The organism is Maricaulis sp. CAU 1757, from assembly GCF_054482675.1.
This window is the reverse complement of sequence record NZ_JBTLRI010000005.1, coordinates 153,115-177,978: the sequence shown is the minus strand read 5'-3', so window position 1 is coordinate 177,978 and position 24,864 is coordinate 153,115. Positions and strand designations below refer to the sequence as shown.

General features: G+C 66.4%; 17 protein-coding genes. 11 read left to right on the top strand and 6 right to left on the bottom strand.

Translation table 11 applies throughout. From position 1 onward, the window contains the following. Positions 1-53 precede the first annotated feature (53 nt). Together acs and ACXYMR_RS13415 are read left to right on the top strand one after the other, a co-directional pair. Positions 54-2,006 carry an acetate--CoA ligase gene (gene acs, locus ACXYMR_RS13420; protein ID WP_458943406.1) on the top strand — a complete coding sequence of 651 codons (1,953 nt, stop codon included), beginning with the start codon at positions 54-56 and terminating at the stop codon, positions 2,004-2,006. Between the two features lie 69 nt (positions 2,007-2,075). Further along, on the top strand, positions 2,076-2,594 hold the full coding sequence (locus ACXYMR_RS13415; protein ID WP_458943405.1) for a hypothetical protein: 519 nt from the start codon (positions 2,076-2,078) through the stop codon (positions 2,592-2,594). A gap of 76 nt (positions 2,595-2,670) precedes the next feature. Here ACXYMR_RS13415 and aceB read toward each other — a convergent pair whose 3' ends face one another. Both aceB and aceA read right to left on the bottom strand, forming a co-directional pair. Further along, positions 2,671-4,314 (bottom strand): malate synthase A, encoded by a 1,644-nt coding sequence (gene aceB, locus ACXYMR_RS13410; protein WP_458943404.1) that lies wholly within the window; start codon positions 4,312-4,314, stop codon positions 2,671-2,673. 60 nt (positions 4,315-4,374) lie between these two features. Beyond that, positions 4,375-5,661, bottom strand: a complete 1,287-nt coding sequence (gene aceA, locus ACXYMR_RS13405) for an isocitrate lyase (RefSeq protein ID WP_458943403.1) — start codon at positions 5,659-5,661, stop codon at positions 4,375-4,377. Positions 5,662-5,815: 154 nt separating this feature from the next. Between aceA and ACXYMR_RS13400 the strand changes: the two genes are divergently transcribed. Both ACXYMR_RS13400 and ACXYMR_RS13395 read left to right on the top strand, forming a co-directional pair. Further along, a complete protein-coding gene (locus ACXYMR_RS13400; protein ID WP_458943402.1) occupies positions 5,816-7,240 on the top strand; it encodes a helix-turn-helix domain-containing protein in 1,425 nt (474 codons plus the stop codon). An 80-nt stretch (positions 7,241-7,320) separates the two neighbouring features. Beyond that, positions 7,321-8,220 (top strand): YihY/virulence factor BrkB family protein, encoded by a 900-nt coding sequence (locus tag ACXYMR_RS13395; RefSeq protein ID WP_458943401.1) that lies wholly within the window; start codon positions 7,321-7,323, stop codon positions 8,218-8,220. Positions 8,221-8,242: 22 nt separating this feature from the next. Here the strand turns inward: ACXYMR_RS13395 and ACXYMR_RS13390 are convergent, their stop codons facing one another. Then, positions 8,243-9,331 carry a ferritin-like domain-containing protein gene (locus tag ACXYMR_RS13390; protein WP_458943400.1) on the bottom strand — a complete coding sequence of 363 codons (1,089 nt, stop codon included), beginning with the start codon at positions 9,329-9,331 and terminating at the stop codon, positions 8,243-8,245. 188 nt (positions 9,332-9,519) lie between these two features. Between ACXYMR_RS13390 and ACXYMR_RS13385 the strand changes: the two genes are divergently transcribed. The 3 genes from ACXYMR_RS13385 to ACXYMR_RS13375 all read left to right on the top strand — a co-directional run bounded on the left by ACXYMR_RS13385 (position 9,520) and on the right by ACXYMR_RS13375 (position 15,335). Then, positions 9,520-11,391 (top strand): hypothetical protein, encoded by a 1,872-nt coding sequence (locus tag ACXYMR_RS13385; RefSeq protein ID WP_458943399.1) that lies wholly within the window; start codon positions 9,520-9,522, stop codon positions 11,389-11,391. A gap of 58 nt (positions 11,392-11,449) precedes the next feature. After that, positions 11,450-13,348, top strand: coding sequence for a tetratricopeptide repeat protein (locus ACXYMR_RS13380; RefSeq protein ID WP_458943398.1), 1,899 nt, complete (start codon positions 11,450-11,452; stop codon positions 13,346-13,348). 82 nt (positions 13,349-13,430) lie between these two features. After that, positions 13,431-15,335: a tetratricopeptide repeat protein gene (locus ACXYMR_RS13375; protein WP_458943397.1), complete on the top strand. Its 1,905-nt coding sequence runs from the start codon at positions 13,431-13,433 to the stop codon at positions 15,333-15,335. Here the strand turns inward: ACXYMR_RS13375 and ACXYMR_RS13370 are convergent. The 3 genes from ACXYMR_RS13370 to ACXYMR_RS13360 form a co-directional block, all read right to left on the bottom strand. Next, on the bottom strand, positions 15,275-16,258 hold the full coding sequence (locus ACXYMR_RS13370; protein ID WP_458943396.1) for a sterol desaturase family protein: 984 nt from the start codon (positions 16,256-16,258) through the stop codon (positions 15,275-15,277). The genes ACXYMR_RS13375 and ACXYMR_RS13370 overlap by 61 nt on opposite strands. Then, positions 16,255-16,680: a hypothetical protein gene (locus tag ACXYMR_RS13365; RefSeq protein WP_458943395.1), complete on the bottom strand. Its 426-nt coding sequence runs from the start codon at positions 16,678-16,680 to the stop codon at positions 16,255-16,257. Before ACXYMR_RS13365 ends, ACXYMR_RS13370 begins: the two co-directional genes overlap by 4 nt. Before the next feature lie 78 nt (positions 16,681-16,758). Beyond that, positions 16,759-19,464, bottom strand: coding sequence for a TonB-dependent receptor (locus ACXYMR_RS13360; RefSeq protein WP_458943394.1), 2,706 nt, complete (start codon positions 19,462-19,464; stop codon positions 16,759-16,761). Positions 19,465-19,708: 244 nt separating this feature from the next. On the opposite strand from ACXYMR_RS13360, the gene ACXYMR_RS13355 reads away from it, so the two are divergent. Genes ACXYMR_RS13355 through ACXYMR_RS13340 form a run of 4 tightly spaced genes read left to right on the top strand, consistent with a single transcriptional unit; the run spans position 19,709 to position 24,772 of the window. Next, positions 19,709-20,938, top strand: coding sequence for a serine hydrolase domain-containing protein (locus ACXYMR_RS13355; RefSeq protein ID WP_458943393.1), 1,230 nt, complete (start codon positions 19,709-19,711; stop codon positions 20,936-20,938). Then, positions 20,935-22,560, top strand: coding sequence for a GMC family oxidoreductase (locus tag ACXYMR_RS13350; RefSeq protein ID WP_458943392.1), 1,626 nt, complete (start codon positions 20,935-20,937; stop codon positions 22,558-22,560). The genes ACXYMR_RS13355 and ACXYMR_RS13350 overlap by 4 nt, the downstream gene beginning before the upstream one ends. A gap of 24 nt (positions 22,561-22,584) precedes the next feature. Beyond that, positions 22,585-24,006 (top strand): coniferyl aldehyde dehydrogenase, encoded by a 1,422-nt coding sequence (locus ACXYMR_RS13345; protein ID WP_458943391.1) that lies wholly within the window; start codon positions 22,585-22,587, stop codon positions 24,004-24,006. A 7-nt stretch (positions 24,007-24,013) separates the two neighbouring features. Continuing rightward, positions 24,014-24,772, top strand: coding sequence for an SDR family NAD(P)-dependent oxidoreductase (locus ACXYMR_RS13340; RefSeq protein WP_458943390.1), 759 nt, complete (start codon positions 24,014-24,016; stop codon positions 24,770-24,772). Positions 24,773-24,864: the final 92 nt, after the last annotated feature.

Genomic DNA, 24,864 nt, shown 5'->3' with positions numbered 1-24,864 from the left:
ACTCCGCAGGCAGCCGCGCTAACGTGCCGGGACCGGCCTTCGCGGAGCGTGCCATGAGCGAAACCAGCAATGATATCCATCCCGTGCCCGAGGACTGGCAGGCAGCAGCCCTGATCGATGCCGGGCGCTACGAGACAATGTACCGCGACTCGCTCGCCGACCCGGATGCCTTCTGGCGCCGCGAAGCCGGGCGGCTCGACTGGATGCGCCCGTTCAGCGAAGTCAGCGACTGCTCTTTCCAGCCTGACGACGTGCACATCCGCTGGTTCGCCGACGGCACGCTCAACGCCTCGGTCAATTGCATCGACCGCCATCTCGACCGCCACGGCGACGACACCGCCATCATCTGGGAAGGCGACGACCCGGACGTCGATGACCGCATCACCTACCGCCAGCTGCACGACCATGTCTGCCGCCTCGCAAATGCGCTGAAGGCGCGTGGCGTGACCAAGGGCGACCGCGTCACGCTGTACATGCCGATGGTCCCGGAAGCGGCCTACGCCATGCTGGCATGTGCCCGCATCGGCGCCGTGCACTCGGTGGTCTTCGGCGGCTTCTCGCCCGACGCCCTGGCCGACCGCATCACCGATTGCGACAGCCATGTCGTGATCACCGCCGACGAGGGCCTGCGCGGCGGCAAGCCGATCCCGTTGAAAGCCAATGTCGACAAGGCGGTGGCCAAGGCCGGCGGCGTCGACACCGTTTTCGTCGTGCGCCGCACCGGCGGCAAGGTCGACTGGGACGAGGCGCGCGACGTCTGGTATCACGAGCTCGTCGACGCCCAGCCCGCCACCTGCGAGCCGGAGGAAATGTCGGCCGAGGACCCGCTCTTCATCCTCTACACGTCGGGCTCGACCGGCAAACCGAAAGGCGTGCTGCACACCACGGGCGGCTATCTCCTGTGGGCGGCGATGACGCATGAATACGTCTTCGACTATCGCCGCGGCGACATCTACTGGTGCACCGCCGATGTCGGCTGGGTCACTGGGCACAGCTACATCGTCTACGGTCCCCTCGCCAACGGCGCCACCACGCTGATGTTCGAAGGCGTGCCGACCTCGCCCGGGCCGGACCGCTTCTGGCAGGTCGTCGACAAGCACAAGGTCAACATCTTTTACACCGCCCCGACCGCGATCCGCGCCCTGATGCGCGAGGGCGACGCCCCGGTGCGCAAGCACTCGCGCAAGTCACTGCGCATTCTCGGCACGGTCGGCGAGCCGATCAATCCGGAAGCCTGGAACTGGTATTACAACGTCGTCGGCGACGGTCGCTGCCCCATCGTCGACACCTGGTGGCAGACCGAGACCGGCGGTTTCATGATCACCCCCATGCCCGGTGCCCACGCCCTCAAGCCCGGCTCGGCCAGCAAACCCTTCTTCGGCGTTGAACCCGCTCTCATGGACAGCGAAGGCCAGCGCCTGCCTGATGACGGCGAGGCCCGGGGCAATCTGGTCATCGCCCGCTCCTGGCCCGGCCAGATGCGCACCGTGTTCGGCGACCACCAGCGCTTCGTCGAGACCTATTTCTCCGCCTATCCGGGCTATTACTTCAGTGGCGACGGGGCCCGTCGCGACGCGGACGGCTATTGGTGGATCACCGGCCGTGTCGATGACGTGCTCAACGTCTCCGGCCACCGCCTCGGCACGGCCGAGATCGAGAGCGCCCTGGTCGCCCACCCGGACGTGGCCGAGGCCGCCGTCGTCGGCTTCCCGCATGACGTCAAGGGCCAAGGCATCTACTGTTTCGTGACCCTGATGGGGGGACGCGATCCTGAAACCGAGGACCGACAGGCCCTGCGCGACTGGGTTCGCAAGGAGATCGGCCCGGTGGCCTCGCCCGACCGCATCCAGTTTGCCCCGGCCCTGCCGAAGACCCGTTCGGGCAAGATCATGCGTCGCATCCTGCGCAAGATCGCGGAAAACGATTATGACAATCTGGGGGATACCTCGACCCTCGCGGATCCGGGTGTGGTGGATGACCTGGTGGCCAACCGAATGGCCGATTGAGACCGAGAAACCCTATCTGGCAGAGCCCGGCCGGCCGCGCCACATGTCGACCTGATATTGGAGAAGATCGTGCGTTATCAAACTGCTGCCCTTATCGCCCTGGGCCTCGGCCTGACCGGTTGCGCAACCGAAACCGTGCCTGCCTGCCGGGCTCCCCAGGCGCACGAGATGGCGGCCTTTTCCGCCATCATCAGCCATAACGAAAACGCCCTCGCCCAGGCCGTCGCACCGGGCCCGATGCGCACTGCCATCACCAGTCGCGAGCCGACCACGCGCAGCTATATCTGGGGGGGTCAGGGCGAGACCCGAGGCACCATGCTCGGCCTTCTGTCACGCCCGCCGCTGTGCGTGCTCGACGATCCGACCCAGCCGGCCACCGAAACCGTGCGCCATGTTCTGGTCTATCCGCAGGCCAGCTTCGACCGCGTCGGCCCGGCCGCCGAGACCCCGCTCGCCGATGCCCCGCCGCCCTATGGCGTCAACATGCGCGACTACCTGTCCTGCCGGTTCGAGCAGACGTCAGAAGGCTGGAAGCTGGCCGATCTTTGCGGCTACACGCCGCGTACCTATACACCCGTCACCGGCTAGCGGTCCCGACCGGGGGCACCAAGCCCCCGGTCGGAGCGCACATTTCCTGCACAACCGGCCCTGCGCATCGGGCCGATCAGTCCTCGAACTCCATCAACCGCATCGGCGCCTTGAGGTCCGAGGTCAGGACCTCGTAGGCCGGCCCCGTCAGGAATTCGGCGAAGCTGTCGTCCAGCACCAGCCCGGCGAGGATGCGCCCGGCCGTTTCCACGTGCTCCTGCAGGTCCGGCCGGGCCGACAGGTCGACCCGGATCTCGGTCATCGCCGAGCGGATCTGGCTGTCCAGACTGGCCGCGTCGATGGCATCGCCCTCCACGGTCTCGCATCCGAACCGGCGCCACTGCCAGAGCTGGGCACGGGCGATCTCTGCCGTGGCCGCATCCTCCATCAGATTGCGGATCGGTACGGCACCCCGCCCGCCGAGCCAGGCAGCGACATAGCGGATCGCCACGTCGATATTGTCGGCAACGCCGGCACGCGTGATGGTGCCCTCCGGCACTGCCAGCAGGTCGCGCGCCGCCACCGGCGGCTGGTGCGGATCGGCCGGCCGGTCGATCTGGTTGGCGGCCGGCATGTGCTCGTCGAACACGTCGCGCGCGACCGGCACCAGGTCCGGGTGCGCCACCCAGGTTCCGTCGTGGCCCAGCTTCACTTCCCGCAGCTTGTCCTGGCGCACCTTCTCAAGCGCTGCCGCATTGGCCTCGGCGTCACCGCGTACCGGGATGAAGGCCGACATGCCGCCCATCGCATGGGCGCCTCGGCGATGGCAGACATTGACCACCCGCCGGGCATAGGCAGCCATGAAGGGGGTTTCCATGGTGACCTGCGAGCGGTCCGGCAGGACATGCTCGGCCCGCGCCTGCAGGCGCTTGATATAGCTGAAGATATAGTCCCAGCGGCCGCAATTTAGGCCGACAATGTGGTCCTTCAGCTCGTACAGGATCTCGTCCAGTTCAAACGCCGCCGGCAGGGTTTCAATCAGCACCGTCACGCGCAGGGTGCCGCGCGCCAGGCCAAGCTCGTCCTCGGTATGTTGGAGGACCAGGCTCCACAGCCGCGCCTCGTGCCGGGTTTCCAGCTTGGGCAGGTAGAAATACGGTGCGCTGCCCTTGGCCGCCAGCGCAGCGTGGTTGTGGTAGGCATACAGGCCGAAATCGAACAGCGAGGCGGACAGGCTGTGCCCGTTGACCTGGACGTGGCGCTCGTCGAGATGCCAGCCGCGCGGCCGCACCAGCAGCACCGCCGGATTGTCGCCCACCGTATAGTCCTTGCCTGACTTCGGGTCGGAATAGGACAGCGCCCCGGCATTCGCGTCACGCAGATTGACCTGACCGTCCAGCACGTTGGACCAGCTCGGCGCGGTCGCATCCTCGAAGTCCGCCATGAAGCAGTTGGCGCCGGAATTGAGCGCGTTGATGACCATCTTGCGGTCAACCGGACCTGTGATCTCGACGCGGCGGTCCTGCAGGTCCTGCGGCGCCGGCCGCACTTTCCATTCGCCCGACCGGATGTCCACGGTTTCGTGCGGGAACATCAGTAGCGCGCCCTCATTCAGTTCCGCCTGGCGCTCCGTGCGGTGACGCAGCAGCGACTGCCGGCGTTTCTCGAAGCGCCGGTGCAGCCCGGCGAGGAAGGTCAGGGCGTCATGGTCGAGTATGTCGCGATATCCGGGCTCGAGATGGCCGAGGATTTCGACACCACTGGGGGCAATGTAGGTCATGGGGCTCTCCTGTTTCGGACAAGAATGGGCGACCCGTGCGAGGGCCGCCCGTCTGTGGCGTTACTCGGCCGCGAACTGGGCGGTCTCCGTCGACTCGCCCATCGCCGTGGTCGAGGCCTTGCCGCCGGACAGGGCCAGGTTCACCTTGTCGAAATAGCCGGTGCCGACCTCACGCTGGTGCCGTGTCGCCGTGTACCCATTGGCTTCGGAGGCAAATTCCGCCTGCTGCAGCTCGGAATAGGCCGCCATGCCGCGATCCTTGTAGCCGCGGGCCAGTTCGAACATGCCGTGATTGAGGCTGTGGAAGCCGGCCAGGGTGACGAACTGGAACTTGTAGCCCATGGCGCCGAGTTCGCGCTGGTAGGCGGCGATCGTGTCGCGGTCCAGATTGGCTTCCCAGTTGAAGGAGGGCGAGCAATTGTACGCCATCATCTTGCCGGGATATTTCGCCTGGATCGCCTCGGCGAACCGGCGAGCCTCGTCGAGATTCGGCTTGGACGTCTCCCACCAGAGTAGGTCGGCGATTTTGGCGTATGCCAGACCGCGCTTGATGCAGTGATCGACCCCGACCCCCTGCTTCAGGCGATAGAAGCCTTCGGCCGTGCGGCCGGCGTCGAAATCGATGAATTCATGGTCGCGCTCGTCAATGTCGGAGTTGATCAGCGTCGCCGATTCCGCGTCGGTGCGGGCAATGGTCACGGTCGACACGCCCATGACGTCGGCGGCCAGACGCGCGGCCGCCAGGTTACGCTCGTGCTGGCTGGTCGGGATCAGCACCTTGCCGCCCAGATGGCCGCATTTCTTCTCCGCTGCCACCTGGTCCTCGAAATGCACGCCGGCGGCACCGGCCTCGATGAAGGCCTTCATGATCTCGTAGCAGTTCAGCGATCCGCCAAACCCGGCCTCTGCATCAGCGACGATCGGCGCGAACCAGTCGCGCGTCGCCTTGCCGCTCTCGGAGACCTCGATCTGGTCAGCCCGTTGCAGGGCACGATTGATCTTGCGCGCCAGTTCCGGGGCCGCATTGGCCGGGTAGAGCGACTGGTCGGGATACATCGTGCCGGCGGTATTGGCGTCCGCCGCGACCTGCCAGCCGGACAGGTAGATCGCCTTCAGCCCGGCCCTTACCTGCTGCATCGCCTGATTGCCCGACATGGCGCCCAGGGCATTGATGTAGGGCTCGGTCTTGAGCAGCTCCCACAGCTTGTTGGCGCCGCGCTCGGCCAGCGTCTGCTGGATGGTGACACTACCGCGCAGGGCGACCACGTCTTCGGCGCCATAGGGGCGCTCGATGCCGTTGAACCGGTCTTCGGCGGCGTTGGGAACGAGTTCGGTGAATGTGGTCATGACGCTGTATCCTCTTTGACAAGACTCGCAAGATGCGTTGACCCCAAGCTGTCAAAGAGAATGATCGCCGTCGATACACTCTTTCCTGGAAAGAGGCATCGGTGTAATCTCACTACATTGTATGTTTGTAGATTTGTAAATTTTGAGACAACCGATGGCTGAACCGACCGAGAAGATCTTTGCCGGCGCCCGCCTGCGCCGCCTGCGCCGGGAGCGCGGCCTGACCCAGGGCGAAGCGGCCGAGGCGCTCGGCCTGTCACCCAGCTATCTCAACCTGCTGGAACGCAATCAGCGCCCGGTAACGGCCCGCGTTCTGCTCGCCCTGGCCGACGCCTTCGACGTCGATGTGCGCGCCTTTGCCTCCGAAGATGACCGGCAGCTCCTGGCCGACCTCACTGATGCGGCCAGTGATCCGGTCCTCGCCGGCCTGCAGCTCGACCGCACCGAACTGCGCGACCTGGCCGACGCCCAGCCGCGGGCGGCGGAAGCCCTGACCCGCCTGTTCCAGGCCTGGCGCGACCTCAATGCCACTACCGCGGACCTGGCCACCCGGATGAGCGGGCCGGGCGGCGCGCTGGGTGCGACGGGTGGCGTGCTGGAGAAAGTTCGCGACGCCCTCGATGCCCGCCAGAACTACTTCCCGGAACTGGAAGAGGCGGCCGAGGCCCTGGTGTCGCGCGCCAAGCTGAAACCGCGCAGCCGCGAAGCCGACCTCGCCGAATACCTGCAGGCCGAGCACGGCTTCACGGTGCGCGTGCTTGACGAGGACATCATGGCCGGGGCCCGGCGCCGTCTCGACTTCCACGGCCGGCGACTTCTCCTGTCCGAACTGGTCAGTCCCGGTTCACGCAGCTTTCACATCGCCATTGCGCTGGCCGGCCTTGAATGCGGCGACCTGCTTGACCGCCTGAGCGAGGAACCGGACTTCCCCGGCGAGGATGCCCGCCGCCTCTACCGTATTGGCCTGGCCAACTACCTGGCCGGCGCCGTGCTCATGCCCTATCAGCCCTTCCAAGCCGCGGCCGAAACCTCGCGCTATGATCTCGATGTCTTGCAACGCCGCTTCGAGGCCAGCTTCGAACAGGTCTGCCACCGCCTGACCACACTGCAGAAGCCCGGCGCACGCGGCCTGCCCTTCTTCATGATCCGGGTCGATCCGGCCGGCAATGTCACGAAGCGTTTCGGCGGCGGCATCATGCCCTTCGCGCGCTCCGGCGGCGGCTGCCCGAAATGGTCGCTCTACGACGCCCTGCACCGCCCCGACCGCCTGGTCGCCGAGAAGCTGGAGCTCACCGACGGCACCCAACTCCTCTCCCTGGCCCGCGGCCAGAGCGCTCCGGCGCCGCTGGGCCAGCCGCCCGTGCGCACGGCCATCGCGCTGGGCTGTGACTGGTCCAATGCCGGCCGCATCAAGCATGCCGACGGCCTCGCCGGCATCGCGGCTACACCAATCGGCATCGCTTGCCGTCTGTGCGACCGCGAGGATTGCGCCCAGCGGGCCTATCCGCCCCTCAACCGCCGCCTGGCACCCGACCTGTACCAGCTGCGCGCCTCGCCCTTCGGTCTTGCCGAGGGCTAGACCTGCCCGGTCCAGGCGCACCCGGCGGAACCTCCCCGCCCGCCTCGCGTTGCCTTCAGGCAGTCACCGAACCCGTCTTCATGACCTCTGCTCTCAGCGCCGCCTTCACGGTGCACAGCTTTGCCGCCCTCAGGCGGGCCGCCCAGCAGACCGCAAGGGACAATTTGTCTTTCGTTGCGGGTGGCGTCGCTTTTTTCGGCTTCCTGGCCGTATTTCCCGCCCTGGGCGCGCTGGTCATGATCTGGGGGCTCTTCGCTGACCCGCAGAGCCTCGCAGACCAGCTTGCCGTGCTGCGGCAGGCCATGCCCGCTGCCGCGTTCGACCTGATCGAAGCCCAGCTTGTCGCCGTCGCCGAGAGCCGCAGCTCAAGCCTCACCCTCGGCGCCATTCTGGCTCTGGCCTTTTCCTTCTGGAGTGCCGCCAAGGGCGCCCGGGCAATGATCGCGGCGATGAATATCGCCTACGCCCAGACCGATCAGCGTGGCTTCATCAAGGCCAATCTCACCGCCCTCGCCTTCACTGTCGGCGGTATTGTCTACGCGGTCCTGTCGCTGGCCCTGATCGCCGCCCTGCCGCCCCTGCTCGAGGCCATCCGCCTGGGCGTCTGGGTGGAGGTGCTGATCCATGCCGGACGCTGGCTGGCAGCGATTGCCCTGTTCATCCTCGCCTTGGGCGCGCTTTACCGTTGGGCACCGCACCGCAGGCCGCCAGCGGTAAAATGGATCACTCCGGGCGCCGTTCTGGCCGCCGGCCTGTGGATCATCGCCAGTCTCGCCTTCTCGTTCTACGCCGCCAATATCGCCGACTACAACGCCAGCTTCGGCGCCCTCGGATCCGTCGTCGCGCTGATGATGTGGATGTGGCTGTCCAGCTTCATCATCTGCTTCGGCGCCGTGTACAACGCGGTGCTGGAACCCGGCGTGCGCGACGCCGGGCCCGCAGGGGCAAAGAAACAGGCCCGGCACGAGGGCCGGGCCTGATCACTCTGAGGGATCGGGTCGGTTACTCCGCCGCGCCGGCCACGGCCTGCACGTAGGCGGTCCGGATGTCCTTGCCGCGGGCGTCGAGATCACGGGCCACGGCCTCATCCTGGCGGGCCAGCTCGTCGAGGTCCTGGTCGGCGTAGTGCAGCACGCCCATGTCGGCATAGGCGGCCTGGATCTTCGGCCCCCACAGGCCGATATCCTTGACCACCGGGACGATGCGCTGGAACAGCAGGGTGCGGAACAGCTTGTTCATTTCCGATTGCTCGGCCCAGGCAATGCACTCCTCGACCGGCAGGCCCATGGTCTCGTAGACCTCGCGCGCCTGGAAGCGGTCACGCATGTGATAGCAGGCCTCGACCAGGAATTCCTCGCGCTCGTCGCGCTCCGCCTGGGTGAGCTGGGGATAGTAATCGCGCAGCGACAGGCGACCGAAGGCGACATGGCGCGCCTCGTCTTCCATCACATAGGCATTGACCATCTTGGCCAGCGGGTTCTGCGCCAGGTCGCGAATGGTGCCGAAAGCCGCCAGAGCCAGTCCCTCGATCACCACCTGCATGGCCAGGTAGGTGAAGTCCCAGCGACTGTCGCGCAGCGCCTGGTCGACCAGCTGGCGCAGCGGTTCGGTCATCGGATAGGCGACGCCGAACTTCTTCATCAGCTTCTGGTAGGCCTCGACGTGGCGGGCCTCGTCCATGACCTGGGTGGCGGCGTAGAACTTGGCGTCCAGATCGGGCACCGATTCGACAATCTTGGCGGCACAGATCAGGGCCGCCTGCTCGCCCTGCATGAATTGCGAGATGTTCCAGGCCTGGGCGTGACGGCGAAACTCGATGCGTTCCTTCTTCGTCATCTTCTCCCACATCGGCGAGCCGTGCAGCGCGATGCCTTCATCGGGCAGCTGCATCGGGTTCTCGAAATCCAGCTCGAGATCCCAGTCGATGCGGTTGACCGCATCCCACTGCATGTCCTTGCCCTTCTGGTAGAGGTGCATCAGCGTGCCGCGACCCTCGCCATACTCGAAGTCGAAGGTCGCATCGAATTCCTGCGGCACCGACCAGTTCTTGTCGATGTCCGGCATCGGATAAAGCTCGCGAAGGCTACCCATGCGCCAAATCTCCCTGGCCACAGCCAAAATATTACCCAAAAGTGAACGCCGTTCACTTTGCATACTGTGAGTCAAATCCGCGCGCTTGGCAAGGGGAAATCGGGCCGTGTCATGGGACCGGCCCGGCCAAGTCCGCCCTCGTTGCCCTCAACCCCTTGTGGTAAGCTGTCGCGCGACAGGGGAGAGACATGCTCGACATGCTCGTGGAAATGCGCCGCCGCAACGTGTTCCGGATGGCAGGCGGCTATCTGGTGGTCGGCTGGGTCATCCTGCAGGTCGCCAGCGTCGTTGAGACCGCCGCTAACCTGCCGGTCTGGGTCGACGGCTTCACCCTGGTGGCCCTGATCACCGGCTTTCCCTTGGTCCTGTTCGCGACCTGGGCCTTCGAGCTCACCCCGGAGGGCTTGCGGCGCACCCCGACCGGCGGGACCGCCCGCCCACCGCGCGGCCTGCACACCGCCGACTACGCCCTGATCGCCATGCTGGCCCTGGTCGCGGCCCTGATCGGCTACCAGAGCCTCGCCCCCGCCCGCGCCCCGGTCCTAGCCACATCGGGCGACACGACCGCCCCTAGCTTCCCCGCGACCAGCCAAGTCTCGATCGCCGTCCTCCCCTTCGCCGACCTGTCTCCCCAAGGCGACCAGCAATACTTCGCCGACGGCATCGCCGAGGAACTCCTCAACGCGCTGGCGCAATTCCCGGACCTCAAGGTGGCCGCCCGCACCTCCGCCTTCGCCTTCCGCGACGCCGACACCGATTTGCGCGCAGTCGGCGACGCCCTCGGCGTCGCCCACGTGCTGGAAGGCTCGGTCCGGCGCGCCGGCGACCAGCTGCGCATCACCGCCCAGCTGATCCGCGCCGAGGACGGCTTCCATTTGTGGTCAGAGACTTACGAGCGTGAACTCACCGACGTGTTCGCCATCCAGGACGACATCGTCCGCGAACTCTCCCGCGTCCTGCAGGTCCGCTTCGGCGTCGGCGGCGGCGCCGGCCGCGCCGAGCAGAGTGAGATCGACCCGCGGGCATACGACCAATACCTGCGCGGTCTCGCCTACTGGCACGGGCGGGATCACGGCCCCCGCCGACGGGACGCGCATCAGGCCTTCAGCCTGGCTACAGACCTGGCCCCCGACTTCGCCGATGCCTGGGCCGCCCTCGGGACGACGCTTGCAGCCACTACGCCAGCAGCCTTCGGGCTGGAGGTAGCGGAGGCCAGTGAGCGAGGTCGGACGGCCTTGCAGCGCGCCCTCGCGCTCAACCCCGACAATGCCCGGGGCCACGCCGGCTTCACGCACTACTACACGCTGCTCAACCCCGACCCCGGTCAGGCCCTGCCACATGCCGACCAGGCGGTGCAGCTGGCGCCCAATGCCGCCTACGCCCACTACGTCCGGGCCCAGGCGCTCTCGGCGGTGGGCGAGCGCGAGGCGGCCACTGACAGCTATCGCCGGGCTCTCCTGCTCGACCCGGAGAACGCCGTCATCCGCTACCAGTCCGGTTTCCACTTCGCCATTCACGGTCCCTATCGCGATGCCCGGGATGCCATGCAGGCCTGCTGCGCGACCGACAACTGGGTGGCCCGATGGGTCGTTTATCTTGGCGCCTTGTCATTCGGAACCACAGCAAACATCGAGGAGGCCTATCAGCAACTGATCGCCGAGGTCGAGGCGCTCGGTGCGGACCTGCTCCCCCTGGCATTGTTCCACGAATTGATGATGGAAGGGCCCTCGGAGGCCCTCCAAGAGCGAGTGGCGGGCACTACGCCGGACCGGGCCTTTGTCAGCGTCTACGCCCTGGCCCGAATGGGCGATGAAGCCGCCGCGCTGGACATGTTCGAAACACTCGCAAGCAGCGACCAGCAAAGCGTCGGCCCGCAATTCCTCTATTTCCACCTCAGCCCCGGCCGCCTCGAATTCCCCGAAAGCCTGCGCCGTCATCCGCGCTACCACGAGATCTGGGACAGCACCTGGCTGGCCGCCCTGGAGCGTGAACGCCGGGCCCGCGGTCATCTCGCCGGCCTGCCGCTCGACGAGCCGGTACCACCGGCGACCGCCGAATAGGCGCAATCTCCCCGCCTGCAACCGCCTGTGCTAGGCTCACCGCCAGGGGAGTCGAGCGATGATGCACTGGGTCCGCGAATTGCGACGCCGCAGCGTCTTCCGGGTGGCCGCCGGTTATCTGGTTGGCGCCTGGCTGGTGCTGCAGGTGGCGGGCGTGATCGAGAGCGCGGCGGCGCTGCCGGGCTGGACCGATGGCGTGGTACTGCTGGTCCTGCTGGCCGGCCTGCCGGTCATCCTGGCCGCCGCCTGGGCCTTCGAGATGGGGCCGGAGGGACTGCGCCGCACCGCGCCCGCCGCCACCGACAAGCCGACCCGCCCCTTCGCCATCACCGATGTCGTCCTGATCGCCCTGCTACTCGCCGTCGTCGGCCTGGTCTCGGTCCAGTACCTGACCGACCGGCCCGCCGCGCGCAGCGAGCCGGCCGTCGCCACCGCTGACACAACCGACGCTACAGCCACGGCCACGCCCATGATCACCGATGCCTCGATCGCCGTACTGCCCTTCGCCGACTACTCCCCCGACGGCGACCAGCAATATTTCGCCGACGGCATTGCCGAGGAATTGCTCAACGCGCTGGCGCAATTCCCGGACCTGAAAGTCGCCGCCCGCACCTCCGCCTTCGCCTTCCGCGGCGAGGAGGTTGACCTCACCGAAGTCGGCCGTGCCCTCGGCGTCGCACACGTCCTGGAAGGCTCGGTGCGGCGCGCTGGTGACCGCCTGCGCATCACCGCCCAGCTGATCCGCGCCGAGGACGGTTTCCACCTCTGGTCCGAGATCTATGAACGCGAGCTCACCGACATCTTCGCCATCCAGGATGACATCGTGCGCGAACTCTCCCGTGTCCTGCAGGTCCGCTTCGGCGTCGGCGGCGGCGCCGGCCGCGCCGAGGGGGCGGAGATCGACCCGCGCGCCTACGACCAGTATCTGCGCGGCCTCAGTCACTGGCACGCCCGCACCACAGGGCCTGAACGGCGCGTGGCAGCCTACCGCGCCTTTGAACTGGCCACGGGCCTGGCGCCCCAATTCGCCGACGCCTGGGCGGCCCAGGGCGCGGTCATCGGCGCCAGCCCGCCCTCGGCCTTCGGTCTGTCGCGGGCCGAGGCCGGTGAGCGGGCCCTCGACGCCCTCGAGCGTGCCCTCGAGCTCGACCCGGACAATGCCCGAGCCCACGCCGGCCTGGTATTTGTCTATGACAATCTGATTATCGATCCGGTGGCGGCGCTTGCGCATTCGGAACGGGCGCTCGCCCTGGCCCCCAATGCCGCCTTCGCGCACTATGTCCGCGGCACCGCCCTGTTTCACACCGGAAACATCGACTCGGCGATGCGGTCCTTTGACCGCGCCATATTGCTCGATCCGATCAACACGATCATTCCGGTCAACTATGCGGCGTGGCTCGCTTTCACCGGTCAGTACGAACGGACCCGGGAAGTCCTGGAAGCCTGCTGCGACCTGCCCGAGGTCAGCATCGCCGGGCTCCTTTACCTCGCCTGCTTGCAGGGCGGCCCCATGACCGAGGTGGAGGCCGCCTTTGAAGCTCTCATCGATGCCTCCGCGCCGGAGGGCATGGACACAGACACCGTGGCGTTCATGCGCGCCATCCACCCCGTCTTCACGGGCGCGGTTCCGCCGGCCGAACGCTCCGCCTTCATGCAAAGCCTGAGAGAGATCAACAATTACTTCGCCGTCGGTGCCCTCGCCGAGCTGGGTGAAGTCGACGTAGCGGCGGAGAAGTTTGCAGCGGTGGCCGCCTCGCAAGAAACGGACACCCTCGCGGCGCATCTCCACCCGGGCCGCCTCGAATTCCCCGACAGCCTGCGCCGCCACCCCCGCTATAACGAGGTCTGGGCCCGGCCCGGCTGGGCCGACCTCGCCCGCCTGCGCCGCGAGAACGGTCAGACCGCCGGGCTGCCGCTGCCGCCGGACGGTGCGACGGAAGCTTCCGCGACGCCCTGATCCGGGACGCTAAGTCTGGTCAGGGCGCAAACTCCCCGCCTGCAACCGCTTGTGCTACGATTTCCGGCAGGGGAGTCGACGCATGATGCACTGGGTCCGCGAATTGCGACGCCGCAGCGTCTTCCGGGTCGCCGCCGGCTATCTGGTGGGCGCCTGGCTGGTGCTGCAGGTGGCAGGCGTAATCGAGAGTGCCGCGGCACTGCCGGACTGGATCGACGGCGTGGTTCTGCTGGTACTGCTGGCCGGCCTGCCGGTGATCCTGGCCGCCGCCTGGGCCTTCGAGATGGGGCCGGAGGGGCTGCGCCGCACCAGCCCCGACCCGACTGCGACGCCGGCCCGCCCCTTCGCCATCACCGATCTCGTCCTGATCGCCCTGCTACTCGCCGTCGTCGGCCTGGTCTCGGTCCAGTACCTGACCGACCGGCCCGCCGCGCGCAGCGAGCCGGCCGTCGCCACCGCTGACACAACCGACGCTACAGCCACGGCCACGCCCATGATCACCGATGCCTCGATCGCCGTCCTGCCCTTCGCCGACTACTCCCCCGACGGCGACCAGCAATATTTCGCCGACGGCATTGCCGAGGAATTGCTCAACGCGCTGGCGCAATTCCCGGACCTGAAAGTCGCCGCCCGCACCTCCGCCTTCGCCTTCCGCGGTGAGGAGGTCGACCTGACCGAAGTCGGCCGGGCCCTCGGCGTGGCACACGTGCTGGAAGGCTCGGTGCGCCGCGCCGGCGACCGCCTGCGCATCACCGCCCAGCTGATCCGCGCCGAGGACGGTTTCCACCTTTGGTCGGAAACCTACGAGCGCGAGCTCACCGACGTCTTTGCCATTCAGGACGACATAGTCCGCGAGCTTTCCCGCGTCCTGCAGGTCCGCTTCGGCGTCGGCGGCGGCGCCGGCCGCGCCGAGGGTACGGCGGTCGACCCGCGCGCCTACGACCAATACCTGCGTGGCCTCAGTCATTGGCACAGCCGCACGGCCGGCCCGGAGGCGCGCCAGGCCGCCTGGCGCGCCCTCGAACTAGCCACGGAACTCGCCCCGGACTTTGCCGACGCCTGGGCCGCCAAGGGCGTGGTTCTGGCGAGCACCTATCCGGACCATCTCGGCATGGATAAAGCCACCATTGCCCGCCTGACCGAGGCCGCCCTCGCCCGCGCCCTGGAACTCGATCCGGACAATGCCCGCGCCCACTCCGGCTATGCCGTCCACAGCCTCATGCATGCCTACGACCCTGTGGCGGCGCTGTCCCATTCGGAACGCGCCCTGGCCCTGGCGCCCAACGCCGCCTTTGCCCATTTCCGTCGCGGCATCGCCCTGATCACGGTGGGCGACATGCTGGCGGCGGACCGGGCCTATCAGCGGGCCATGCTGCTCGACCCGGCCAACACCATCATCCGCTACAATTACGCGTTGCATCTCGGCTATGCCGGGCGCTACCAGGAGGCTCGCGACCTGTTCGCGCAATGCTGCGATCTGGGCCAACCCGACACGCTCGTGCCGCTCACTCTCGCCGCCTTTCATGCCGGCAGCGAAGCCGAGGCGATGGCCATGCAGCAGGCCCTCATGGACTGGGTCGCAGTGCATGCTCCGGACGACCTGGCCGGCGCGCGCGAGGATTTTGCGGCCGTTCGGAACGTGGTATTTTCGACGCCAACCGACCGCGAAGCCGAATGGACACCCAACCGTCTGGCCTCAGCGCTCCCGGGCCTCGCGGCATTCGCCCTGGCCAAGCTTGACCGCGTAGACGAGGCGCTCGTTGCACTCGAGGCAGTCGACGCGACGCGGGACGCAGACTTCCTGCCCTTCCACCTGCACGCGGGCCGTCTCGAATTCCCCGAGAACCTGCGCCGCCATCCCCGCTATCACGCGATCTGGGCCCGTCCCGGCTGGGCCGATCTCGCCCGCCTCCGCCGTGAAAACGCTCAGACCGCCGGGCTGCCCTTGCCGCCGGAGGGGGCGTCGGAAGCCTCCGGGACACCCTGATCGATCGGAGCCACAGCGCCACCCTGCCGCGCCTGCCAGCGGGCCAGGATCTGTTTCGACGTCGCGCGCGAGCCGTCCGGCGACCAGCCGGGCGGGGCCAGTAGATACATCGCGGCCTCGCGCGGGGATTTGGCCGACAGCATGTCGTCGGCGATGCCCTTCCATTCGTGGAAGGAGATGGTCAGCGGGTTGTGCGAGCCGAGATTCTTGACGATGCCGTAGCGGCATTTCTCCTCGGCAAGCTCCGGCTGAAAGGTGCCGAACAACTTGTCCCAGATGATGAAGACGCCGGCATAATTGCGGTCGAGATAGATCGGGTTGGTGGCGTGATGGACACGGTGGTGCGAGGGCGTATTCATCACCGCCTCGAACCAGGCCGGGCACTTCTTGATGACCTCGGTGTGGATCCAGAACTGGTAGATCAGGTTGAGGGCCCCGACGATGCCGATCATCAGGGGATGAAAGCCGACCAGGATCAGGATCGAGCCCAGCCACATGAATTTCAGGGTCAGCGGGTTGAGCCAGGGCTGGCGCAGCGCCGTCGTCAGATTGTAGTGCTGGGACGAATGGTGGACCACGTGGTCGGCCCAGAACCAGCGCACGGTGTGGGCCCAGCGGTGTGACCAGTAATACACGAAATCGTCGAGCACGAAGGCGATCAGCCAGACCCACCAGGCAAAGCCGATGTCCAGCAGGGCGAACTGGTGGACGAAGGCGAACCAGGCTGTCAGCAGGCCGGCGAACGCGATCCCCGACACCGAATTGCCCAGCCCCATGATCAGGCTCGCGGCGCTGTCGCGCGGCTCGAACCGCGCCTGGCCGGTCTGGCGCGCATACAGCATCTCGGCCAGCACCAGAACCACGAAAAACGGGATGGCCCAGCGTATCGGGTCAAAGGTCTCGATGAAGCTCGGCACCATCATGCGGCGTCCTTGTACTTGTCCAGGCGGCCCGCCCAGGCCTCGGCCACATCCGCGTCGCCAAGATCGATCCGCACGCGTGGCAGGCTGAAATCCTTCAGCCGGATCTCCAACTCGCCCTCCGCGTCGCGGCGCACCGCGCGCACCTGACCGGGCCCAATATAGCGGATCACGAAGTCCGAACCATGCGCCAGCAGGAGGGCCAGCCCACCGGTCTCGCCATTCTCGACCAGCGCCGCCCGCCCTTCCTTGCCGATCACTGCCTCGCCGGGCTCGAAGCCGACTGCGTCATCGTCCAATCGACGCAGCGCCTCGTCCAGCCCCGCCAGGCGCGCCGGCCGCGACAGGCCGAGCCGGGCATTCAGCGCCACCATGACGGCGATGCCGAGCGCCGATCCGAACAATACCAGCACACTGGTCAGCATGATTGCGATCCACAAACGACAACGGGCGGAGACATTCAGCCTCCGCCCGCCATCTAAGCAGAAAACGAACAGCGTTTACTAGCCGCGAACGCGGAAAGTCAGGCCGTAGGTCTGCGGGTCGCCCGGATAGGCGTTGTAGCTGGTGCCCAGATAACCGACCGACGGGAAGCCACCCTTGGTGTAGTCCTCGTCCGTGGCATTGCGGGTCCAGGCCTGCAATGCCCAGCTGTGGTCGGTGGCCCGCCAGGTGACCGAGGCGTTGAACAGGGTGAAATCATCCTGCATCGCGAACGGCCGCGGATCCTGCGACGTGGTGTGGTTGAATTCCGACACGTAGGTCGCCTCACCGCGCCAGTCGATCTCGGTGTTGGCCGTCGCCCCGGTGGTCAGGGTGGCGGTCATCGAGCCGACCAGTTCGGAATTGCCGCGATCACGACCGGACAGGTCGTTGAACAGCGCCGTCACACCGGCATCATTGGTGCGCTCATTGCCGATCTCGCACAGCGCGAAGTTCGGGTCGCCGGCATTCCAGACGCCGACGCCGCCGAAGCGGTCCGGACACGGAGCGAACTCGTAATCGCCGTACTTGCTGTCGATCAGGTAGGTAAAGCCACCGGTCATGACGAAATTGTCGGTCGGGGCCCAGGTGCTCTCGAACTCGATACCGGAAATCTCGATCGAACCGGCATTCTCCAGCGCGAAGCCGTTGCCGACGAAGTTGTTCGACTGGAAGTCCTCGATCTCCATGTCGAAATAGGCGATGGCGAAGACCATCGTATTGTCGAACAGGGAGCCCTTGGCACCGATCTCATAGGACGTCGAGGTCTCTTCCTCAAACTCGAAGACGCCGGTGAAGGCGGCATTGGTCGAGACGTTGAAACCGCCCGGCTTGAAGCCCGTGGCGTAAGAGCCATAGACATTCAGCGTGTCCGACACGTCATAGGACAGGATGATGTTGCCCGAGAAGTTGGTGTCGTTGCGCTCGGTCGGGAAATTGCCCGCATTGACCGGCGGGAAGTTCTGGAAATCGCGGAACGCGATCAGCGGGTTGAACGCCGTGTTGGCGAGATAGCCCGGCAGCGGTGCGCTCGGATTGACCGGGGACCCGTCCGGATACTGCGTCACACCCTGCTGCAGCAGGATGACCGGCACCAGGAAGGCGCAGGCGTCACCGCCGATGACCGGGAAGAACAGCGGATTACAGGTCGACGGCGTGACCAGGCGCAGGTCCTGGCCGACATCGGCGAAATCGAAGGACGACATCGGACCAACCTGGTTGATCTGCGTCTGCATCTCCTTGTCCTCGTCCGAATAGCGGCCACCCAGCGTCATGGTGAAGCGGTCGGTGAAGTTGAAATCGAGCTGGGCAAAGGCCGACCACGCATTGGTGTCGTAGTCATACTGCTCGGAAATCAGGCCATGGCTGCTGTGGATGAAGCCCTCGGCCGGAACCACCGGCAACGCGGCCTGCCCGGACGGCAGTCCGGTCGCACCGACATTGGCGGCATTGTTCATGTTGAGCAGGAATTCGAACAGGGTCACGCCGCCCGTACCGGCCGGCAGGCCGAATGCGGAGACCAGGCTGGCGACAGCCGGAGCCGAAGCCGCATCAAAGAAGGTGCGGGCATCAGCGCCGTAAGGCGTCGAGTTCTGGAAATCCAGCTGGTTGTCGTAATAGAAGCCGCCGAACATCCAGTCGACGAAATTGGCGCCGGTCGAGGTGACACGGAATTCCTGCGTGAAGCTGGAATACTCCTGCTGGATATGGCGCCGGCTGACCAGGTCGAGATCGGAGAAGTCGGCGTCGAAGATCTGGTCTTCGTCATAACCGCGCAGGGCGGTGATGCTGGTGACCGTGAAATTCTCGAAGTCATGGTCGATCTGGGCCGAGATGCCGTGCGTCGTCAGCTCGGTATTGAGATCGCCGTCAATGGCGATGCGGTCGCCGCCATTCGGGGCCGCCGGAACCAGCGTTCCGCCAAGGCCGACAATGGCGCCCGCATCCACCGGATCATAAAAGGCGAACGGGGCCGCACAGCAATTCTCGTCGATGATGCCGTAATCGCCGATAATGCGGACTTCCGTGTTGTCCCCCGGATTCCACAGCAGCTGGCCGCGATAGGTCTGGCGGTCACGATTGTTGATCTCGCGCCCGTCGACGGCATCAACATAACCGTCATTGGTGTGGATGCCGGCATCCAGGCGGAAGGCCAGATTGTCGCTCATCGGGCCCGTGATCGAGCCGCGCGCCAGGCGCTGGCCGTAATTGCCGACCGTCACTTCACCGACATAGCCGAACTCGTATTCCGGCTCCTGGGTGATGATCGAGACCACGCCGGCCGGCGTGTTGCGACCGAACAGGGTCGATTGCGGACCGCGGATCACTTCAACGCGCTGGATCGAGACCAGGTCATTGATCGCCGAGCCGGAGCGCGGGCGGTAGACGCCGTCAACGAAAATGCCGACCGACGGCTCGAGGCCGACGTTGAAGCTCGACGTACCGATTCCACGAAGGCTGAACTCGGTATTGGTCGAGGTCGCGAACTCGGCGACCCGGAGCGACGGAATCAGCGTCTGCAGGTCAGCCGCGTCACGAATCTGCGACTGCTCGATCTGCTCGCCGGTCACGGCAGCCACCGAAACCGGGGTCTCCTGCAGCGTCTGTTCGCGCTTCTGTGCAGTGACCGTGATGACGTCGACCTGGGCCATGGCGCTGGATGCGACAAACAGGCCTGCGACAAGAGCGGTCGTGCCCATGGCCGCCGCCTTGGTGAAACGTTTCATAGGATGTTCTCCCCTCCTCACGCGGTATTATGCCAACCGATCCGCGTATGTGAGCGCATTTGAGCACTGCCGGGGCAGGCTGTCAGCCGGTTTATCTGCCGGAGCGGCAAATCTGCCGCGCCCTGATGCATGTATACCTCACCTTCAAAATCGAATTATCGGTTTGCTCCCCCTCTTTTCCCGCCCGGATTCTCTGATAGGCTGTGCGGTGAACAGTGTTCATGGCGGCGGGGAAACTTACAAAATGAAGCGTATTATCATAGGGTTGGTTACCCTTGCGGGGATCGCGGCACTGATCGCCGCAGGCTGGTATTTCCGGCCTTGGTCGAGCTACTCCCCGGCCGCCATCCAGGCCGCGACGGCGCCGGACCGACTCGTGGAAACCTTTCGGAACATGGACGAGGTTTTCCCCTCGCGGGCGATTCTTCCCGCCGAATCAACCCGCCCCCTGCCCCGCGACCTGGCGCCCGCCGACCCGACCTACCGGCATGACGGCGAGACCCGCCGGGTCAGCGACTGGCTGGCTGCATCTGACAGTGCCGGCCTCATCGTCATGCGCGACGGCGTCGTCGTGCACGAGCAGTATCTGCTCGGCGCCGATGCCACGACGCGTCACACCTCATGGTCGGTCGGCAAGAGCTTCGTCGCCACCCTGATCGCCATCGCCCTCGAGGAGGGCCGCATATCCAGCCTCGACCAGACCGCGGAAATGTTCGCGCCCCAGCTCGGTGGCACGGCCTATGGCGCGACCACGTTGCGCCACCTGCTGATGATGTCTGCCGGGGTCGACTTCGTGGAGGATTACGAGGCGCCCGGTTCGGACATCCGCCGCCTCTTCCTCGGCGCCGCCATCTTCGGCCGCGACATCGACCGCCTGGTCGGCCAGGTCGAGCGCGACCGCGATCCCGGCACCGACCTTCACTATGTCAGCGCCAACACCCACGTCCTCTCCGCGGTGCTGCGCGGCATCTACAACCAGCCCCTCGCCGAGATCGTCGAAACCAGGATCTGGCAGCCCCTGGGCATGACCTCTGCCGCCTCCTGGAATCAGAATGTGAGCGGCGATGACGGCATGGCGATCGGCTATTGCTGCCTCAACGCCACCCTGGAGGACTATGCCCGGTTCGGGCAATTCTACCTGCAGGACGGGGTCTGGAACGGCGAGCGCATCCTGCCGGAAGGCTGGGTCGACATGGCCACCCGCCCCAATGCCGACTTCCAGGAGCCCGGCCCCGACGGGCGCTATGACCACCGCGGCTACGGCCTGCATTTCTGGGTCCCGGAGGGGTATGACGGCGAATACTTCATGGCCGGCGTCTACGGTCAGTACATCTGGGTCGACACCCGCCGCGACATCGTCATCGCCCGCACCGCGGCCGATATAGGCTGGGATGCCCGCCTGCCGGAGAGCATTGCCGCCATGCGTGCCCTGGCCGCCCATTATGGCGGTCCGGTCGAGGGAGAGCCGTCATGACCGATGCCCTGATCGACCAGACCGAGTGGGACTACATCATCTGCGGCGCCGGCTCGGCCGGCTGCACCGTGGCGGAAAGGCTGTCGCGCGACCCGTCCGCCCGTGTCCTCGTGCTGGAAGCCGGCGGCTCGGACGATTCGCCGATCATCCGCACCCCGATGCTGCTGCAGTTCGCGGTCACCGGCGAGCAGTTCAACTGGGGCTACTGGACCGAGCCGCAGGCCCAGCTCAATGACCGCAAGCTGTTGTGGCCGCGGGGCAAGACCCTGGGCGGATCGTCCTCGATCAACGCCATGCACTACATGCGTGGCGCTCCCGAAAACTATGACGAGTGGGAGCGGACCTACGGCGCTGCGGGCTGGAACTGGCAATCTGCCCTGCCCGCCTTCAAGCAGGTCGAGCACCAGACCCGCGGGCCCAGCGAGCTGCACGGAACGGACGGCCCGCTCTGGGTCTCCGACATCGAGCCGCTGCATCCGCTCACCAAAGACTTCCTCAAGGCGGGCGAGGAACTGCAATACCCTCACAATCCGGATTTCAACGGCCCCAGGCAGGAAGGCTTCGGCCCCTACCAGGTGACGCAGAAGAATGGTCGTCGCTGTTCCGCCGCCGACGCCTTCCTGCGCCCGGCCCTCGAGCGCGAGAACTGTGCCGTGCGCACCGGCGCGCTGGTGCGCCGGGTGATCATCGAGGACAAGCGCGCCACCGGCGTCGAGGTCGATATCGGCGGCGAGATCTTCACGCTGACAGCGACCCGCGAGGTCATCCTCTCCGGTGGCGCCATCAATTCGCCCCAGACCCTGCTGCTGTCCGGCATCGGCCCGGGCGATGAGCTGCGCGAAGCCGGGGTTTCCGTCGAACATGACCTCGCCGGGGTCGGCAAGAACCTGCAGGACCATCTCGATGTGACGGCCCAGATGTGGACCCGCTCGGCCTCCTCGATCGGCAATTCCTGGCGTTCCATCCCGCGCCACATGTACATGGTCGGCCGCTGGGCCCTGCGCGGGGACGGGCCGTTCACCGTCAACCCGGTCCAGGGCGGCGCCTTCATCAAGTCCGCCTATGCCGGGGACCTGCCCGACCTGCAGCTCGTCTTCATCCCGGCCATCTCCAATCCGCACGGGCTGGAAAAGGCCTGGGGACACGGCGTGACCCTGCATGTGTGCCAGCTTTACCCGCGCTCGCGCGGCGAGATCCGGCTCAAATCCACCGACCCGGCCGAGCACCCGGCCATCCAGCCCAACTACCTCGCCGAGGAATTCGACCTGGACGTCATGACCGACGGCCTCGCCAAGGTGCGCGACATCCTCAAGGCCCCGGCCTTCGACCACGATCGCAAGGCCGAACGCTATCCCGGCGAGGCCATCACCAGCCGGTCCCAGCTCGCCGACGATGTTCGCGCCCGGGCCGAGACGCTGTATCATCCCACCTCGACCTGTGCGATGGGATCAGGCGAGATGGCGGTCACCGACGAGCGCTGCCGGGTCCACGGCATCCAGGCACTGCGTGTCATCGACGCCTCGGCGATGCCGCGCCTGGTCGGCGGCAATACCAATGCCCCGACCATCATGATCGCCACCCGGGCCGCGGCGATGATCGCCGAAGACCACGCCGATGCATAACCGAACGGACAATAGGAGAGCGCCATGAGCGAAGTGGAAGCCAAGCAGATCGAGCGCATGAAGGACCTGCTGGCGGCGCAGAAGGCCGCGTTCCGGGCCGAACCCCGACGTCCGCTCGACAAGCGTCGTGGCGACCTTGAGCGCATCGCCGCGCTGACCCGCGACAATGCGGACGAAATCGCCGCCGCGATCAATTCGGACTTCGGTGTCCGAGCCAAGCCGGAGAGCGTCATCGGCGAGATTGCCTTCGTCATCCAGGACGCCGACCACAATCGCAAGATGCTGGGCCGCTGGGCCCGCGACCGGCGCGTCGGCCTGCCGCTCACCCTGATGCCCGGCAAGGCCTATGTGCGCCGCGAGCCGAAGGGCGTGGCCGGCATCATCTCGCCGTGGAACTATCCCTTCCAGCTCGCCATGGCGCCCCTGATCGCCGCCCTCGCCGCCGGCTGCCGGGCCATGATCAAGCCGTCCGAGCTGACCCCGGCCACGGCAGAGCTGATGAAGCGGCTCCTGGCCCAGGCCTTTGAGGAGGACCAGGTGTGCGTGATCACCGGCGGCCCGGCCGTCGGCGAGGCCTTTTCCAAGCTCAGGTTCGATCACCTCTTCTACACCGGGTCGACCCATGTCGGCCGCCTGGTGGCCCTCGCCGCGGCCGACAATCTGGTCCCGGTGACGCTTGAGCTCGGCGGCAAGTCCCCGGCCATTGTGGCACCCGACTACCCGCTCGAAACCGCTGCGGAATCCATCACCTGGGGCAAGTTCTTCAATGCCGGGCAGACCTGCGTCGCGCCGGACTACGTGATGGTGCCCAAGGGCCAGGAATACCCCATGGCCGAAGCCATTCTCGGGGTCGCCCAGAAGCAGTTCCCCGATGCGTCCACCGACGACGCCTACAGCGCGATCATCTCCGACAAGCACTATGATCGTCTCAAGGGGCTGATCGAGGAAGCCCGCGATGCCGGTGCCACCATCCTGCAGCCCGACCATGACCGGCAGGCCGCCCAGGCGGCGCGCAAGCTGCCCCCGACCGTGGTCGTCGACCCGCCACTCGACAGCGCCCTGATGAAGGAAGAGATCTTCGGTCCGGTCCTGCCCATTCTCGGCTATACCGAGATGGGTGCCGCCAGCGATTTTGTCGCCGAGCGCGACCACCCGCTCGCCCTCTACATCTACTCGACAGACAAGGCCGAGATCGAGCGCGTGCTCGACAATACCCTGTCCGGCGGCGTCGGCATCAATACCAATGTCCTGCATGTCTCGGTGCCCGACCTGCCCTTCGGGGGCATCGGCGCATCCGGCCAGGGCGCCTACCATGGCGAGGCCGGCTTCGCGACCTTCAGTCACGAGCGCTCGGTGTTCAAGACCGGCAAATGGCACCCGTCGCGCTGGCTTGCCCCGCCTTACGGGAAGTTCTACGAAGCGGTCGCCAAAAAGCAGATGAAATAGGCCCTTCATGTCCAAGCCACTCGCGGGCAAGCGCGCCCTGATCACCGGTTCCAGTCACGGTGTCGGCCTTGCCGCCGCGCGCCTGTTCGCCGAACAGGGATGCGATGTTATCCTGCACGGCAATGCCAATATGGCCGCTGCCGACCAGGCGGTGCGGGAGATCGGTCCGGCCGCCCTCGGTGCCATCGAGGCCGATCTGTCCCGGCCCGGTGCCGGTCGCGACCTGTTCGAGAAAGCCCTGCACCTGGCGTCCGGCCGGATCGACGTTGTCATCAACAATGCCGGCATCCACAACGCTACGCCGATCGAAATGCCGGACCTGGAATGGGAGTCCGAATGGGCCCTCACCCTGCAGGTCAATGTCATGGCCATGGCCGACATCTGCCGCGCCGCGATCCCCGAAATGACCGCCTCGGGCGGCGGTGCTTTCATCAATATCGCCAGCCGCGCCGGCTATCGCGGCGAGGATGCCCGGCACATGGCCTATGCCGCCTCGAAGGGCGCCGTGCTGGCCCTGACCAAGACCATTGCCCGTCAATGGGGCCGCAGCAACATCCACGCCTACGCGCTGGCGCCCGGCTGGATCAATACCCGCATGGGACCGGAAGGCGACGCCAACAAGGCCGCCGCCGCTTCCGAGATCCCCATCGGCCGCATCGCCGAGCCCGAGGAAATCGCCGCCATGTGCGCCTTCCTCGCCTCCGGCGCCTGCCAGAGCGCCTCCGGTGCCTGCATCGACATCAACGGCGCGAGCTACGTGCGCTAGCGCCGCCCCCGCCAGCACGGCGAAACGCGCCGCCTGCCCACAGAAACCTTCCCCTGCTCCGGCCTCATCGCTTAGTGTGGCGGACTGAGGGG